Source organism: bacterium, assembly GCA_021372535.1.
In the GTDB taxonomy this organism is placed as follows: Bacteria; Latescibacterota; Latescibacteria; order Latescibacterales; family Latescibacteraceae; genus JAFGMP01.
The window spans coordinates 1-16,279 of the sequence record JAJFUH010000152.1 but is presented as its reverse complement, the minus strand read 5'-3'; the positions used below and the strand labels follow the sequence as shown (position 1 = coordinate 16,279).

Sequence of the window (16,279 nt, the reverse complement as noted above, 5' to 3'; positions counted from 1 at the left end):
TTACGATTTTAGATTTACGATTTGGGATTTTTAAACTCATTCAAACCGTATTTCGTAAGTCGCACATTATTTATGTCGATCTGAATGTATGTTTGAATCAGTATCCCCGTTCCCGGTAGAGTTCATGCATACGGTGCATATGTTCGGTTCCGCCTCTGATCGCGGCGGAGAAAAACACACCCGGGACGTCGCCGGTACGACGCAGCATTTCCTCCACGATTTCCATGCAGGTCGCCCAGAATATCTGGTTGAGGAGCGGGCCCGAGGTCGGGCATATCTTCCGCTTGAATCCCGGCACGGCATAGAGACCGTAGGTATCGCACATGCGCCCGACATGGACATCGGCCTCTTTGGGAACGGTGCGTCCTTCGGGAATCTTGATGTCACGGGTCATCGGTCCCATGGAAGCGACCTTCATCCCGCAGCTTCTGAATGTGTCGAGATTCCTGAGATCGACTTCGTCGTCCGGCTCGAAAATTCCCATGATCACCAGATCGTTCGAAGTCCCCTTGAAATCGCCATCGGGGGAAACAAGCCTGCCGTCCTTCATGTGGATACCCTGTGTCAGCGCGAGACCGCCGCGCCGTGTGTTGGCTTCCACTGAAAGCGAGTTCTCATACCGGCTGTAGACGTAGACTTTGCCGCCTTTGAGGACCGAATCCACGGCCATTGCGGCAATATCATGAATGGTGCCCAGCTCGGCGCCGATCATTTCGATCTGGAGCACGAGCTGTTCGAAGTAATCGTCCATGACCGGGTTGTTGAGGCTTATCCACTCGACCGCATTGCCCGACAGCGGGGGTTCGTCGCCGCTCACATCGAGCGATTTTCCGTCCCGGGCGAGAATACGGCAGGCATCGCCCACCATCATCCAGAAGGTTGTCATGCCGATAATGCCCGAAGCAGGCCCGATGGGAGCGGGCATGCCGGGGACATGCATGATCGCGCCGAGCGTGTCCATGGTGTTGTCGATCCAGATGTCGGCGTACGGCCTGATTCTCGTTTTCGCCCCCTCGCGGACTATCAGGTGGGAATTCCGCGCATCCGATCCCCAGGGTACCGGCGCCCCGATAATAAGAACACCCTTTTTCTTCTGTTCCTCGAGTGACTCCCCCCAGATGTTGACGAGGAAGAGGTCGCCCTTTTTGGATTTTTTAGGATCGTACCCTATGGTGAAGATATTCGGAACACCGTTGCGCTCGGGGAACAGATCGAAAGTGGTGCTGTGCCCCGTGTCCCAGTTGTACCAGCAGGTGCCGCTCTTCATGACCGTCCGCGCTATGGCATACGAGGCTTCGAGCAGGTTCTCCGACTGGGTCTCCCGTATCCACAAGAGCATGTCGCGCACTTTTTGGGTATATCTGATGGCAAGCGGAATCGGAAGCTCCGGGCCGGGAACGTGCATTCCCTCGCCGGGTTTTTCGTGGAGTGCGGCATCCACGCCCGGATAATTGTAACGAAGATCGTCGGAAAAAAGCTTTGCCGCCATTCCTGTGACACCCGCCAGCGAAAGCGGGATAAGCCTGAATGCATCGCGTCGTTTCATACAGCTCTCCTTTGGTTAATAAATTCCGGAAAAACCTATGATATGAATGTGCTACCATAGACCCTGGGACATTATTGATACTTAAAACTGTGAATTCGTAAAGTAAAAGAATATAATCATCGTACCTGATACAAAAAATATAATTCAAATCCGTGTATATCCGCCCAATCCGCGTAAATCCGCGTTCCATTGAATCCTGTGAATAGGTAGGAATATCGCTGACCCGCGAAAACTTCATTGCCGTTCCATGAAAATGTTTTATTATTACATATTATCTTTCCATGCCGTCATAAACCTTTATTATAAGGAGCAAACTCATGAAACGACGGGAAACGTTCAAGCTCATTCCGCTCGCATTTGCCGGTATGGGTGGTACATCCTTCAAAACCTCCGCATTCGACAAACCACCGCTTCCTCCGCGTTTTGAGGGCCCGGGACCGCTCTCGCTCACCTACACGAGAAAAGTGATGGACTTGCTGAGAAGGGTGCGTGCAACCCAGTCCGACAACATTCTCGAAGCCGCCTATGCAATCGCCCGAACGGTGGAAAAAGGACACCGTGTCTGGAGCTGCTGGGACCTCGGCCATACGAACGCGGCAGACCTCTTCCCCGGCCGTAACGGCCAGCCGGAAATTCTCACCGCCGGGTACGATAAGGACAAGGTCAAGGACGGCGACCTCGTGCTTGCCAATTTTCCCTGGCCGGCGGGATACATCGAGGACATCGCCAGGCGCGAACTCTTCATCGTCGGCGGGCCATGCCCCTGGGGCGGCGATGTCATGGGCTACGAGAACATCGTCCCCGACATCCAGAAGCTTAAAATCCGGCCGTTTGCCGATATCTGGATCGAAACCAACGTCGACCACCTCGGTGCGCAGGTCAATATACCGGGATCGCCCGCGCCGCTCGGCCCGGAATCCGGCCCGCTCAACGGCACCATACTGTGGATGATGGTCGCGGACGCCTGCCGTATCCTCGCCCGCAACGGCAAATCGGCAGCGGTCAAGGGCGATGAGCCAAAACTGTCCGGTGACCGGGTGCCGTGGGTCAATCTCGACAGGCCGCTCATGGACGACTACTTCGACGAGGTCATGCGCCAGATGGAGCTCGTGGGCTCCGAGCTGGGCGATATCAGGAAAATGGCGAACATGGCGGTCGACACCCTGCTCGGCGGCGGGAAAGTTTACTTCTACAGCCGTTATTTCGATTCCCTGGCGGGAGAGGCAACGGGACGGCGCGGCGGATTTTTCTTCGCCCGCGGGCTTGCCGATGGTAACATAAAGGAGATCACTGCAAAGGACTGTGTCATCATGGGAACCTACAAACCGGACGACGAAGCCGACCTCAAAAACCTCGACACGTTCAAGGAACTCGGCATGAGAGTCGCCTCGATCGGGCCGGTATCGCGCAACCATGCGCTCCCCCAGGGACGGTGCGTGTTCAAGGAAACCGAGGTGCATGTGGGGAGAATCAGTGACACGTACGGTCTTTTTGCCATTCCGGGATTCGAACAGAAGGTATGCCCGACTTCGGGGATTCTCGCAACCTCGATTCTCTGGGTGATGAGCACAGAACTTGCCGAGGAGATCATCCGGCGGACGGGCAACACGCCGGCAATCCATTTCAATGGCGCTCTCACCTGGGGGAACGCTTACAATGCGGAAATGGGCACACTCGCAACACAGCGCGGGTACTGAACCGTATGGAACACGGAATATCGCGGGTCGGACAAATTGACACGGATTGATTTCGTATCTGACCGATGTATCATTTGCAGGGGTGATTCATGAATTGCCCCTGCATTTTATTTTCTGTTAATGAGCTGCTGAAATATCTCGCGGATATAGACCCACCCGAGAACGCCGACTATAATGAGTATGAGCGATACCAGAATCAGGGTCTGGCCGCTCACAGCAGGTTTTGTGTTCTGTTTGGTCGGTGGGAAATGACTGAATCCATGTCTGGAAGGTGTAATGCTGTCCTGGTTTATTTTTCTGCGGCCAAGTGCGTACAGGTAAAATGCAAAAGGCACGACAAGCAGAAACAGCGAGATGAAGACCGTATCGATGGTTGAGACGGATTTATGATTTTCCGCCGGTACGGTTTCGCCGCTTCCCTGTGCAACAGAAACTCCTGCGTACAGAACACCCGGCACAACAAGAGTCAGCACGATAACGGCAGCCCTTGACCATAGTCCCGTAAACCAAATTCTCCGGTTGTTCATTGGAAAAACCTCATGTATCCATTTCAACAACCCGCCGCACAGTCATGTACGCTCACAAACCGTGAACCGTTATCCATGGTATCCCGGCTGTTCCCTGACAGCCTCGATGAAGGCGAGCATGTTTTCGAGAGGGACATCGCCCTCGACCGCATGCGCCGGGGCGAGGATATAACCGCCATTCCCTCCGAGCCCGATGAGCCGTCCTACCTCGCGACGTACATCATCGGCAGTCCCGTACGGCAGCGTCCGCTGGGTTGACAGGCCACCGAAAAAGGCAAGACGACCACGGTACCGGCCGATGAGCATGGCCACATCCATCACCTCGGGCTGGAACGGGTTGAAACAGGAGAGCCCGATTCCGGCAAGATCGTCGAAAAGCTCGTCCACATCGCCGCAGGAATGAATCATGACATATTTCCCGGCTTCGCGCACGACGCCATACATCCGCCCGAGCACGGGGAGGATGAACTCGCGCCAGACGACCGGCCCCATGAGCAGACCGTGCTGCTGCCCCCAGTCATCGCCGAAATAGACAGCGTCGATGTCGTACCTGAGCGCCTCCCCGATCTGCGCGATATTGTAATCGGCGATGGCCTCGAACAGGTCGCGGACGAATCCGGGATGGTCGTAGAAATCCATGAGGAGATTTTCCATGCCGCGGAGCGTCCACGCCCGCTCGAAAAGGGAAAACCCGATCTGGTACACCCTGAACCGGTCGCCGTACCGCCCGATCATGCCGGGAATCCCCTCGAAAAATCTACGGTCGAGCGGATCGGGGAATGTGTAACCCCGTAGTGTCGGCTCATGAAGCACCTGTCCCCGGACAGCGCCGATGTCTTTGTCGATGCTCCTGTCCCATACGACGCCGAACACGTCGCGGACGCAACTGTCCCCGATATCCTCGAAAAAACCGATATCGCTTCCGAGACCGAGCACATGGCTGCCGGTCGCATTCATGATATCGTCGTGACCGTAGTGCGCGACGAGCTTTTCCCGTGCTTCCGCGGTGAACGAGAACGACCACGGGACGTACGGGGGCTTACCGCCGTCGAGCACCGTCCGTATGACTTCGCGTTTTGTCATGATATGTCCTGAAATATGGTGGAATCGACAGATAAAAGTTAACCACAGAGGCACGGAGACCACGGAGAGAAAGGTAATGGATAAGGAGGCGCGGAGCAAGGGGAAGATGGGGGGAAACAAAATGGGAATTTTCCGTCAGCAACCATATATCATCACAACGTGTGCCGCTCCTGGCGGCGTTTTTTCCACTGTTCGAGCGCATGGGCGCGCATGTCCTCGACCGAATCGTGTTCGTCCACGATTTCAACACCGAGGAGGGTTTCAACCGCATCCTCGAGCGTCACAATCCCTCCCGTACCGCCGTATTCATCGACAACGAGGAATATATGTTCACGGCGGTTGATAAAATCCTCGATGAGATCGGCAATCGGTTTTGAATCGGGTATGGCGAAAATCGGTTTTGTGAGGCGTTCGATTGTTTCCTTTTCCCTGCCGGTATAATATGCCTCCAGGAGTTCTCTGCTGAGAACGACGCCGGTTATATCGTCAATATCGTCCCCGAACACGGGAATCCGTGAAAAACGTATCCGCGGATGGGCAGTGACCACCTCGCCGACAGTCTGATCCTTCTGAAAAGCGAGCATGACCGACCGCGGAGTCAGGATATCTCCGGTTCGTATCTCCCTGAGCAGGAGGAGATTTTCGAGAATACGGGCTTCATCGTGTTCGAGAATTCCCTCGCGCAGGCCGATTTCCGCAAGAACGAGGAGCTCTTCACGGGTTATTCTGGCGGACGGTCCTTTTCGGGAGATTAATTTCGATATCTTCTCGAGAAAGATGACAATGGGGTAGAGTATGACCATAAGAGCTTTCAGGAAATATGCGGCAAACGGGGACAGGGTTTTCCAGTACACGGCCCCGAGGGTTTTGGGGATAATCTCCGAAAACACGAGAATCAGCACGGTGAGTATGCCCGAGACAAATGCCGCCCACTCGACGCCATACAGTGAATATGCCTGGGTACCTACCATGGCGGCTCCGACGGTATTGGCAACAGTGTTAAGGGTCAGAATGGTGGCGAGCGGGTGATTGATGTTTTTTTTCATGGTTCTGAGCAGACGCCCGCTCTTGTGCCCGTTTTTAATCAGTACCGCAATATGAGCGTGGGTTACGGAGAGCATAATCGATTCAAGAAGCGAACAGATAAATGAAACCGTGAGGGCGATAAGTAAATAGAGAATAAGTATGGCCATATGATATATATCCGGATTTTCAGATTATTCCGGACTCCAGTATATCCTTGGTGATATGCTGTTATAACGGACATGCCAATAAAATGCCGGGCAATACCCCATCGTTTATAAAATTATAAAAAACAAGGCAATAAAAAGTATTACATGGGGATGGGGATTGAAATGGTCGAGCGGGCTGCCTTTTCTGCGCTAAATGATAAGTTTGAGTTCTATGCGGTTCAATCGTGAAGTATCGATCATGATGGGTTTGATTTTTTTCCTTTTTTTGTTTGAGGTAATGATGATAATCGGTTTGTTGAGAGCCGCCTCGTTAATTTTAGCCACAACGCCGTAACATCCGATAAGGTTAGGATCCACGATATCGGTGATCTTGACATGCGTTCCCACGGGGAACATCGGAACAACCTGGTGAAGGGTTTCGATAATGTCCCTGTTAAAGTGGCTTCCGGCGTTGATAATCAATTCACCAAGCGCATCCTGGGGTGTAAGATTTTTCGTCTGCAAGGGGTTCAGAACAAGGTTATCGAAAGCATTTGCCACACAGGTTATTTCCGCGAGCCTGAAAATATGGCCGTTTTCTCTTTTTTTCTCGTCTTTAACCGGGGGAAGGTTCTGACCTTTCAATCCTATGGGGAATCCGGAGCCGTCCTGGAACTCATGGTGCTGATTGACAATCTGGGTTTCCAGGATGGTGACATCGGGGCTGTTTTTAAGGAGAATATAACCGAAAGTCGGGTGTTCCTTGTAAAGATTGGCTCCTGCTTTACTTTTGCTGGTTTCATCTAACTGTTCGATGATAATCTTGCCGATATCATGAAGCAGCGTTCCCAGTGCGAGGCTGGTAAGTTCCGTGTTTGAGAAGCGGTACTTCGAACCGATCAGTATGGCGAGCACGGTGGTATTTATGGAATGATCCAGAAAGTATGAATCCTTGGATTTAATCATAATGGTGTTCATGAATTTTGAGCCGGTTTCGGATATATCTCTGAGAATCTCCTTGACCAGCTTTCTGAGCTCAAAGGAAATGCTTACTTTCTCAAGATAACCGCTCTCCATGAGATCCGTTGCTTTATCTATCGTCAGGTTCTTGAAGTTGGCAATATTCTTGACAACCTCGACTTTGTCGGCAAGTTTCATTTTCGCCTGGAGGCGGTGTTCTTCGGAAATCACATCCTCTGGAATAATTTCTTCCGTACCCTCTTCCATGATATAGACATGGGTATAACCGCGTGCATTCAACTTTGAGATTATGTCAAGATTTATTCGGAATCCGGCCCCGAGCAGAAGCGTGCCGTTCATATTGTAGATTGATTTACCGAGGACCATTCCTTCGGTTATGTCTTTTAGAGGATATAATCTCATGGCTTACGAATCAGGTGGTTAGAGGTAAATGTCATATAAAAAATATATAAGAAATTGTATATTAATATGTGCTGTTCAACAATAATATATTGAAAAAATAAATAATAATAAACATATTTTACATAATACTCAATTTAAAAATGAGAAAAATTTTTTTGTAAATCAATAGAAAAATATTACTTTTTTTAAATATTTATAGTTGTTTTCTGAGACGGGCAGGCGATATCTGGAGTTCGTCGCGGTATTTTGCAATAGCGCGGCGCGAAATGGAGATACCCTGCTCATTGAGTATATCGGTTAATTTCTGGTCGGAAAGTGGTCTGGAAGGATTTTCTTTTTCGATGAGCTGTTTCAGTTTATCCTTGACTGATTTGGCCGATAAATCCTCGGAGCCGTCCGAAGATGCTATCCGCTGGGTAAAAAAGTATTTAAGCTCGAAAACACCCTGCGGAGTCTGAATGTATTTCCCGGAAGTTACACGCTGAACGGTTGAAATTGCCACACCGATGTTTTCGGCAATATCCTGGAGTGTCATAGGCCGGAGATGCGAAACGCCGTGTTCCAGAAAATCCCGCTGCCGTTCCACGATAGCGGTTGAAACACGGAGAATGGTCGACCGCCGCTGTTCGATGGAATTGATAAACCACCGGGCGCTGTTGAGCTTGTCGACAAGATACTTGCGTGTTTCGGAGCTGGATTTTGAATTTTTATCGAGTAATTGCCGATAATGAGAACTGATAGTAAGGTGGGGAACATAACCGTCATTGAGCATCACGACATAATCATCATCGATTTTTGTGACCACGATATCGGGAACAATCACCATGTTTCCCGTATCGGAAAAAACCGCTCCGGGTTTCGGGGTGAGCATGGATATAACCTCGATCGCGCTTTTCAGCTCATTCTCGGAAATCTGGAGAGCCCGTAAAATCTCCTTGTTTTTTTTCCGGGTGAAATCGTCGAAGTAACGGTCGATAATCTGCCATGCCGTCGTATTTTCCATATCACGGTCTTTTAGCTGGATAAGGAGACTTTCACGCAGATTGCGGGCAGCTATTCCCGGGGGTTCAAACCGCTGAATCATCTCGATAATCCGCTGTACATCCTCGATGGGAACATTCAGATCGTTTGCAATTTCATCATCGGTGAGCCCGATGAAACCGTCATCATCGAGCGAGCCAATAATAAATTCTCCGATTTCACGGTCATAATCGTTTTCCACCACCAGGCCGAGCTGCTCGAGTAAATGATCGGACATGGTGATGGTGTAGGTATTTGTCGGCTCACGTTCCTCTATGTTCGGATCGTATTCCTGGTATGTCTTGTACTCGCTGTCGTAACCATCCTCCATGTATTTCATCCACTCGGCCTCGGTGAAATCCCCGTCATTGCCAGTGTCCGATTCCGATGATGTTGATATCTGGCCGGATTCATCCGCGTTCGATTCGGGGATATCGGGAGTCTGCTCAACCGTTTCGTCGATCTGGAGCATGGGATTCTGTTCGATCTCCTCGGAAATCCGCTGCGTCAGCTGCATGGTGGTAAGAGGAAGCAGCTTAAGAGACTGGATCATCCTGAAATCCAGCTTCTGGGTCAGTTTCATTTCCTGGGTCAGTTTCAGCATATGGACTGCCTTCAACGGGTAAAGCGGAATGATGATACATATTTTCTGGCTCAACAATACATAATAAATCGAAGACAGGAATACATCAAGCTTTTTCGATGGGTATATAACAATATCCGGTTATCGTTCTGTGAAAAACTTCACATTTGAAGATTTTAACAACGGAATTGTGGAGAGTACGGAGGGCAAAGAATCCGATTGTCCTTTCAATATTATCAGAATTACTATAGAATTACTATAATATTGTTCTTTTTTTAATCATGAAAAGATTATATCTTGAACAGATATATGTTTCTTATATACGGATGTTTTATTTATATTGTTCATTGCAGCCTGTTATGCTGTGAAAAGATCATTATCTGTACATGAAACGAGGAATACCACATGAAACGGAGAATCCCGCGGCTTCGCGCCATATCGTTTTTCGGTGCATTATGGTTATATACCGTATCGGTCTGTTTTGCCTCGGTGACGGGAACGGTAACATTCCCGGACGGCAATCCTGTATCCGGAGCGCTTGTCCTGTTTACCGATGAGAATAATACCGGTATTCATTACAGCTCTGTCACCGACAGTAACGGAAAATATACGATTACCGATACCATGACGGGCGTGGACAGGGACGCTGAAACGGCGGCTGTTCCCGAGGATTTTGATTTACATCAGAACTATCCCAATCCCTTCAATCCGGCAACGACAATTCCGTTTTCGTTAGAAAGGCCCGGTTTTGTTGAGCTCTCCGTATATAATGTTCTCGGGCAGAAAATACGGACACTCGTCCATGATTATTATTCACCCGGCGAGCACATGGCAGTATGGAACGGTCTGGATGACAGGGGAACCGGCGCAGGAGCCGGAGTATATATATACCGGCTTACATGCGGCGGATTCATGAAAACGAGGAAAATGCTGCTTCTCGATGGCGGTAACCGCGACATGAAGGGCATATCGGCTGTTGTGCCTTCCACCGGCGGGGTTGTGCCGAAGCAGGCTTTCCCGGATCAGCTAACCCCGAAATACCAAGAGAAAATCGCCGAAAATTCTCCAACGTTCCGTGTTTTAATAACCGGCGACGCACTATTTCCCCTTGAATTGAGCGGAATTACGATGAATGATGGGGATATCCTCGATTTCACGGTATCCCTTCTTCAATTCAGGACATCCGCCACGGTTACTGCGGCGGCGGGAGGAAAAATCGAGCTCGGGAACGGTGCGCGGGTGGTGTTTTCCGAAAATTTTTTTACTGACGATACCACGGTTACATTCCTGAGCGCCGAACTGCTGCCGCCCGAATACGCTGTCCCGTATCTTCATCCTGTAAGCTCCATATATAACGTTGATTTGCATGGTGCTTCGGTAACCGGCGCCGAAACGCTGTCACTGCCGTACGATCCCTCAAAAATCGGCGCGGATACGGAGGAGACCGATCTTTTTGCCGCTCACTGGGATGGCGTACGCTGGACCAGTAAAAAGGGCACGGTCGACACCGTTTCTCACACGATTGCCTTCGAATCGGAACACTACCCGTACTGGGCTGTTTTTTACGGCCAGATAGTTGAAAATGTAACTGTCGGACAGGCATATTCGATGATCGGGGAGAACAACACAAATCCCCGCTTCGTTATTCTCGATGTAAGAACGCCGGCCGAATATGCGGAGCATATCCCGGGGGCAATCAATATCGATTATAAATCGGAGACATTTAAAAACGATGTCGATGCTCTCGATAAGAACAACATGTATCTCGTCTATTGCCTTGCCGGATCGCGGAGCGCCGGAGCGGTGCAGATTATGCAGGAACTCGGATTCAGGGAAATGTATAATATGCTTGGCGGGATCAGGGAATGGATCATGATGGATTACCCCCTGTCCGAATAACCGGACAGGGTATCCTGAACGGTATCATATACAAATCTGAAGGGTATTGAATAATGGTAACGAGAAATTTGTTTCTGGCACTTGTATTGAGTATGATGGTCATGTTTACGGCAGCGGCTGAAAGTCAGGATACGCCCGGAACAGCGCGTGACCTCCCGCTCGACGGCTCCGTCTCCGGTGTCATGTTCCAGACCGTATGGTTTAAAATCGGATTACCATCGTTCGGCGAGCTTTCGCTGTCAACCGTATCGGATTCGACTCTGGTGATCGATCTGAGCCTGTATGATGTGGATTTGACGCTCCTTGCCGGTTCCGAGCTTCCGGAAGGCACAGCACAGAAAATCCATCATACTCACCTTGCACCGGGAACGTATTATCTCAAGATGTCCCCCAAACACTTCTCTTCCGGTTTCTATACGGTTTCCTCATATATTAACCCTGCCCGCTATACCGGCGATACAATAATGGATAATGAATCCGGCCAGTCAGTGCAAATCGAAAGAGATGTTGTCTATACGGGTTTTATTGGATTTTATAACCGCGGTGTTGTCGATTCGGTCGATAACTATCTCATTGTATTACCTGAGGCAGCCAATTTCTACTATAAATTCGTTTCCGAGCCGACGGTGGATATAGATGTGGAAGTAGTCGAAACATGCGGCTGTGGTCTCGGCGACCCGCGAAAAGTTTTGGAAACTGAAGGCATGTATGAGTGGTATTACACATTTACCAAAGCGACCACCATCAAGGTATACCGTCATTCCGGAGGTTACGGTTCTTATGCTTTCACGGTGACCTCATCGAGAAACACCTCCCCGGTGATATTTACGAAAACACTGAAAAACGCCCGTGTCGGGCATTTATATCAGGAATCCGTCATAGCCGGCGATGTCGATGAAAAAGATTCAGTGCTTACTTATTCGCTGCTCACCACCCCGTCATGGCTCAGTATAGATGCGAAAGGAAAGCTGTCGGGCACACCCGGTCTCGAAGACCTGAATAAGAATAATACGGTTTCGATACAGGTTACCGATAAATCCTCGAACAACACTGTTTTTTCCACGACAATACACCTCGACTATATTGTCGATCCCCCGACTGATGTCACCGTCTCCGATGTTCCCGGCGACCAGGGATACAGCCTGAAACTCACATGGACCCTGTCCGCTGTCGACCGGTATGTCACGCAGTACAATATCTACCGTTCCCAGACTTTCATGTTCTCCAATCCTGTACCCATCAGCGTATACGCTTCCGCTGAAGCCCTGACCAAAGCCGAACAGCAGCATGCCATCCTGCTGGGCTCTGTCGGACCCGGTGTGAATTCATTTGTTGACGACCGTATCCTCTCCAACGATACGCTTTATTTTTACTGGGTATCCGCGGAAGGCATGACGGGAGAAAGTGAAAAGATTCCCGCCCGTTACGAATCCATCACGACCGATGTTGAGCAGATTCCCTCGTCTTTCAGGGTTTATCCGCCCTATCCCAATCCGTTCAATCCCGCAACGACCATCGGCTACGAGATACCGGTAGAATGCCGGGTTTCTCTGGTGATATACGATATTCTCGGCAGGGAAGTCGCCGTTCTTTTCGACGGGATGGTCAGCCCGGGAAGACACGAAACGGTTTGGAACGGCAAAAATTCCGGCGGCGCGCTGGTCGGCAGCGGCGTATACCTCTACCGTCTCGTCGCAGGCAGTCATTCCGCCCGCGGCAAGGTCGTGTTTGTCCGGTAGGTGGGTCCTTTCATTTTCTGCATGTGTGAATATAAGCTGTCAATGCCCGGTACGAATCCCCGATAATTTATTCGTATAAAAAAATAATACATCTTCATCGGATGCGTGAACATCCACTTTTTTTCCACCCTCCATGTGTTCCTGAAAATGCTTGAAATTAACCTGGCGATCATTTATTTTAGTCATATATCAGGACATATTTAGCCCATATAATTGATTTTCCATAAATAAGCGAGGACATCCATGCATGCGTACGAGCAGTCCCACCCCTGGATCACCTTCACCATAAACCTGTCCAAGGCACCGGCGAAACTCTGGGTTTTGCTCGGAGAATGCAAAACCATGTGCACGTTCGCCGCGGATGCTCCTCTTCTCCCTGAACACCGTGACACGCTCGTAGCCGTATCGCTCGCCCGGGGCGCACTTGCCATGACCGGCATCGACAGTCTGTCGCTCGGTGTCGATCATGTCATACAGCTGATGAACGGAGCGCTGACCCTTCCACCTTCGCAGATGCATGCAGCCCAGAAGTGCCTCAACATCGTCAGAGGGTACCGGAGAATACTCGACACCGTGACAGTCTCCGATACTGATGGCCTGAATCCCGAAATCATCAGGGATTATAACCGTCTCGCTCTCGACCGTCTCGTTCTTCCCGATTACATCGTGCCCGGCGAATTCCGCACTGCGCCCGGAGTTTCCGGCGATGATCAGTACAAACCGCCTCCCGCCGAAGATTGCGAAAACCTCATCGACAACCTCTGCCGCTGGCTCGAAAGCGCCACATTCGAAGCTCCCCGCGGCATGGGCGTCATATACGGCGTTTTAAAGGCTGTGCTCGCCCATCTCTACATGGCATGGATACGGCCGTTCGGCGACGCGAACATCCGTACCGCTCAGCTCATGGAGTTCCATATCCTCACCGCAGCCGGCGTTCCCGCTCCGGCGGCTCCGCTCATAAGCATACACTTCGCTCAAAACCGCCCGGAATACAAGCTCCAGCTCGAAAAGACATGCAGCCCCGAGGGAAAGGTGCAGCCGTTCATCATGCACGCGGTGCAGGGCTTCAGAAACTCTCTGATCGACCTGACCGCCACCATCCGCACGCACCAGACCGAAACGCTCTGGGAGCACTACATTCATAACGTTTTCAGGGATAAAACGAGCCCGGCGGACCTCCGTCGGCGGTATCTTGCGCTCGAGTTGTCACGGATATCCAAACCGGTGCCCCTGACCATGCTCCAGCAGATGCTGCCGCATGTTGCCCTTTCATATTCAAAGAGGACATACAAGACCCTCACGAGAGATGTCTATGACCTCATAGCCCTCGGAATCATCGAAAAGACTCCCCAGGGACTTGCTGCGCGGAAAAGTTTAATACAGGCATAAGGCATAAGGCACAAGGCAGAAGGGGAAAGAAAAGGGACAAAGAGACAAAGGGACAAAGAGGGAAAGAGCTGCTTTCATGAGTCCCGACAGGGACTTTTCGGGAATAGACCGGTATTTCAATACCGGGCAAAGCCGTGACTGCATACTGAACATATTTCTCTTGACAGGGGATAAATTTTACTTTATTGATATATAACACGAAAAGCCCAGGAATTTGTGGAGCGCATTGGGTGGGGATGAGGATGGTTTGGCCCCCATGTACTCAACCGAAGAGAACTGGGCGTAAAAAGCCTGATGGGTAGCTTGTGATGAAGGGTACAGGTGCGTGTTATGCGGACGGGCAGAACCATGGTAAGTGTTATATTGAAACCGTATAAACACTTGTTATGCCGTGTGTTCTGTATACAACATTCTATGATTGGATAACCTGAGCATGCCGGATTTTCATCACAACATTTTCTATTATTATCGAGGTGCAAGGCAAGAAGATTCCGAGTTTGAGCGGCAATTGGAAGACAATACAACCAAAGCACTGATAAACGTACTGGAACATTGCAGTCAAACAGTTTTACAAAAATTTTTAGAATGGTTAGGCATTGTCGCCATCGGGAAAACGAATTTCGAATTACAGCGCAAAACAATTGGTGATGCAAAAATAAAAGGGAAATCTAAAAAGCTTCTATTAGGTCTTGTCCCCGAACAGTCTGCAAAACAACCAACAAGCGAAAACATATCAGATAGAGAAGACAATAGAAAAGACATTAAAGAAGGCATCAAAAATGATAGCCGAGAAGACAGCCGACCAGATGCATGGATTTACGGCGACAATTATGTTATCCTTATCGAAAGTAAAGTAGTTGGGAATTTAGACCCAGTTCAGATGCGATTTCACCGTCAGAAACTACAAATCGACCCAAACCTGCAGGATCATGATGATGTTCGAAAATGGGCAGAAGTACATCGATTTTTTGCTGGTATCTTGCCTGAATTAAGTGACAAGAATAAATGGTTGGTAACGCAGTTTATACAATATCTTGAGGATATCAGTATGGCAGAGTTTACCGGTTTCAAGCCTGAAGTATTTGACTATTTTATAGCTCACGATGATGAAGAAATTCGAAAATGGGTGCGCGATACCATGCAGGGCTTCGGTGAAGTACTCCAACCAGAATTATATAAATTAGATCATTTTTATGATGGATACGATCTCGGTCGACTTGAACTAAAGCATAATCATTCATGGATTGCTTTTGGCCCAAAAGACCAAGAATACAAACAACGGGCGCACCTTTCTATTGCTATTCATTTGGCAGGGCTTGAAGTATTCTTGAACGTTGAGCTTAAATCTGCAACCGATAAGCTTAAGGAAAAAGTATGCAATAACAAAGACGAGTTCAGAAAGCTTCTAAGTGATCTTCAACTGGATGATCCTCTTTGGATTCAAATCGAGGAAAGGAAAAAGATACAGGCGATGGTGTATGATTATAGATTGATTTCAAAGATTGAAGTGAGTTCTTTGAGGCACAGTGAAATCGGTTCCAGCAGTTACGAATATCTTGAAACACTTATAGATCGTCTTCAATATCCCTACTTCTCCATAAGAAAACTGATTGACCGTGAAGAGGTGTGCAAACTATCTCGGAAAGACCAGGGTATTTCCCTTGTTAATGAAGTAGTTCGCATTTGTGAGAAATTTCATTCAATCGTGAAGTTCATAAATAGCTGAATTTCCCCCCAAAACGCAGAGTGATATAACATATTATTTATGATGTTATTGGAAATTATCAACAGTACACCCCCCCAAGATATTTTATAAGTTTCAAATCCGCGTAAATCCGCCCGATCCGTGTAAATCCGCGTTCCATAAATCATATAATCAGATATAATTGTATCGCGAAGGGGAAAGTGTCCGCTCTGTTACGGCAGGAAACACCGGAGGATGCAATTAACACTTGCAGGTGTGAGAATTTTGGCTTAATTTCACTATGTACAGGTGCGGTATGTACATGGGTCCGGAGCAAAAAAATGTCCTTTTCATCAGATTACCCCGAACAATCAGAAGAAGGATTCGTACCTGACTCATTTTCCGATAAGAAAAGGGATGAGCGGGAAGAAAATCCTGTCGATCTCGATGAGGCTGTGAAAGAGTTCGGCGATCTTGCTTTTGTTGAAGAATTGATGGGCAAGTTACGTGATGATATCGATGGCCGAGAGCGATCCGCCGGGGTGCCCCGATCCCGC

Annotated in this window: 12 protein-coding genes; 6 read left to right on the top strand and 6 right to left on the bottom strand. The window is 49.4% G+C overall.

What is annotated here, in order from left to right; genetic code table 11:
• Positions 1 to 97: 97 nt before the first annotated feature.
• On the bottom strand, positions 98 to 1,546 hold the full coding sequence (locus tag LLG96_13570; protein ID MCE5251240.1) for a hypothetical protein: 1,449 nt from the start codon (positions 1,544 to 1,546) through the stop codon (positions 98 to 100).
• Between the two features lie 317 nt (positions 1,547 to 1,863).
• Here LLG96_13570 and LLG96_13565 point away from each other — a divergent pair, with 317 nt between their 5' ends.
• On the top strand, positions 1,864 to 3,243 hold the full coding sequence (locus tag LLG96_13565; protein MCE5251239.1) for a hypothetical protein: 1,380 nt from the start codon (positions 1,864 to 1,866) through the stop codon (positions 3,241 to 3,243).
• 107 nt (positions 3,244 to 3,350) lie between these two features.
• Here the strand turns inward: LLG96_13565 and LLG96_13560 are convergent, their stop codons facing one another.
• The 5 genes from LLG96_13560 to rpoN form a co-directional block, all read right to left on the bottom strand.
• On the bottom strand, positions 3,351 to 3,770 hold the full coding sequence (locus LLG96_13560; protein MCE5251238.1) for a hypothetical protein: 420 nt from the start codon (positions 3,768 to 3,770) through the stop codon (positions 3,351 to 3,353).
• A 69-nt stretch (positions 3,771 to 3,839) separates the two neighbouring features.
• Complete coding sequence (locus LLG96_13555) at positions 3,840 to 4,853, bottom strand: uroporphyrinogen decarboxylase family protein (protein MCE5251237.1); 1,014 nt, start codon at positions 4,851 to 4,853, stop codon at positions 3,840 to 3,842.
• A 152-nt stretch (positions 4,854 to 5,005) separates the two neighbouring features.
• On the bottom strand, positions 5,006 to 6,046 hold the full coding sequence (locus tag LLG96_13550; protein MCE5251236.1) for a hemolysin family protein: 1,041 nt from the start codon (positions 6,044 to 6,046) through the stop codon (positions 5,006 to 5,008).
• Between the two features lie 189 nt (positions 6,047 to 6,235).
• Positions 6,236 to 7,408 (bottom strand): HD domain-containing protein, encoded by a 1,173-nt coding sequence (locus LLG96_13545; GenBank protein MCE5251235.1) that lies wholly within the window; start codon positions 7,406 to 7,408, stop codon positions 6,236 to 6,238.
• Positions 7,409 to 7,601: 193 nt separating this feature from the next.
• Complete coding sequence (gene rpoN, locus LLG96_13540) at positions 7,602 to 9,032, bottom strand: RNA polymerase factor sigma-54 (GenBank protein ID MCE5251234.1); 1,431 nt, start codon at positions 9,030 to 9,032, stop codon at positions 7,602 to 7,604.
• Between the two features lie 384 nt (positions 9,033 to 9,416).
• Here rpoN and LLG96_13535 point away from each other — a divergent pair, with 384 nt between their 5' ends.
• The 5 genes from LLG96_13535 to LLG96_13515 form a co-directional block, all read left to right on the top strand.
• Entirely contained in the window at positions 9,417 to 10,910 is a 1,494-nt protein-coding gene (locus LLG96_13535) for a T9SS type A sorting domain-containing protein (protein MCE5251233.1), read from the top strand.
• 53 nt (positions 10,911 to 10,963) lie between these two features.
• Positions 10,964 to 12,649, top strand: coding sequence for a T9SS type A sorting domain-containing protein (locus LLG96_13530; GenBank protein ID MCE5251232.1), 1,686 nt, complete (start codon positions 10,964 to 10,966; stop codon positions 12,647 to 12,649).
• 243 nt (positions 12,650 to 12,892) lie between these two features.
• Positions 12,893 to 14,038, top strand: a complete 1,146-nt coding sequence (locus LLG96_13525) for a Fic family protein (protein MCE5251231.1) — start codon at positions 12,893 to 12,895, stop codon at positions 14,036 to 14,038.
• Between the two features lie 433 nt (positions 14,039 to 14,471).
• A complete protein-coding gene (locus LLG96_13520; GenBank protein MCE5251230.1) occupies positions 14,472 to 15,764 on the top strand; it encodes a hypothetical protein in 1,293 nt (430 codons plus the stop codon).
• Between the two features lie 299 nt (positions 15,765 to 16,063).
• Positions 16,064 to 16,279, top strand: a 216-nt coding sequence (locus tag LLG96_13515; protein ID MCE5251229.1) for a hypothetical protein, incomplete at its 3' end; no start/stop codon positions are given.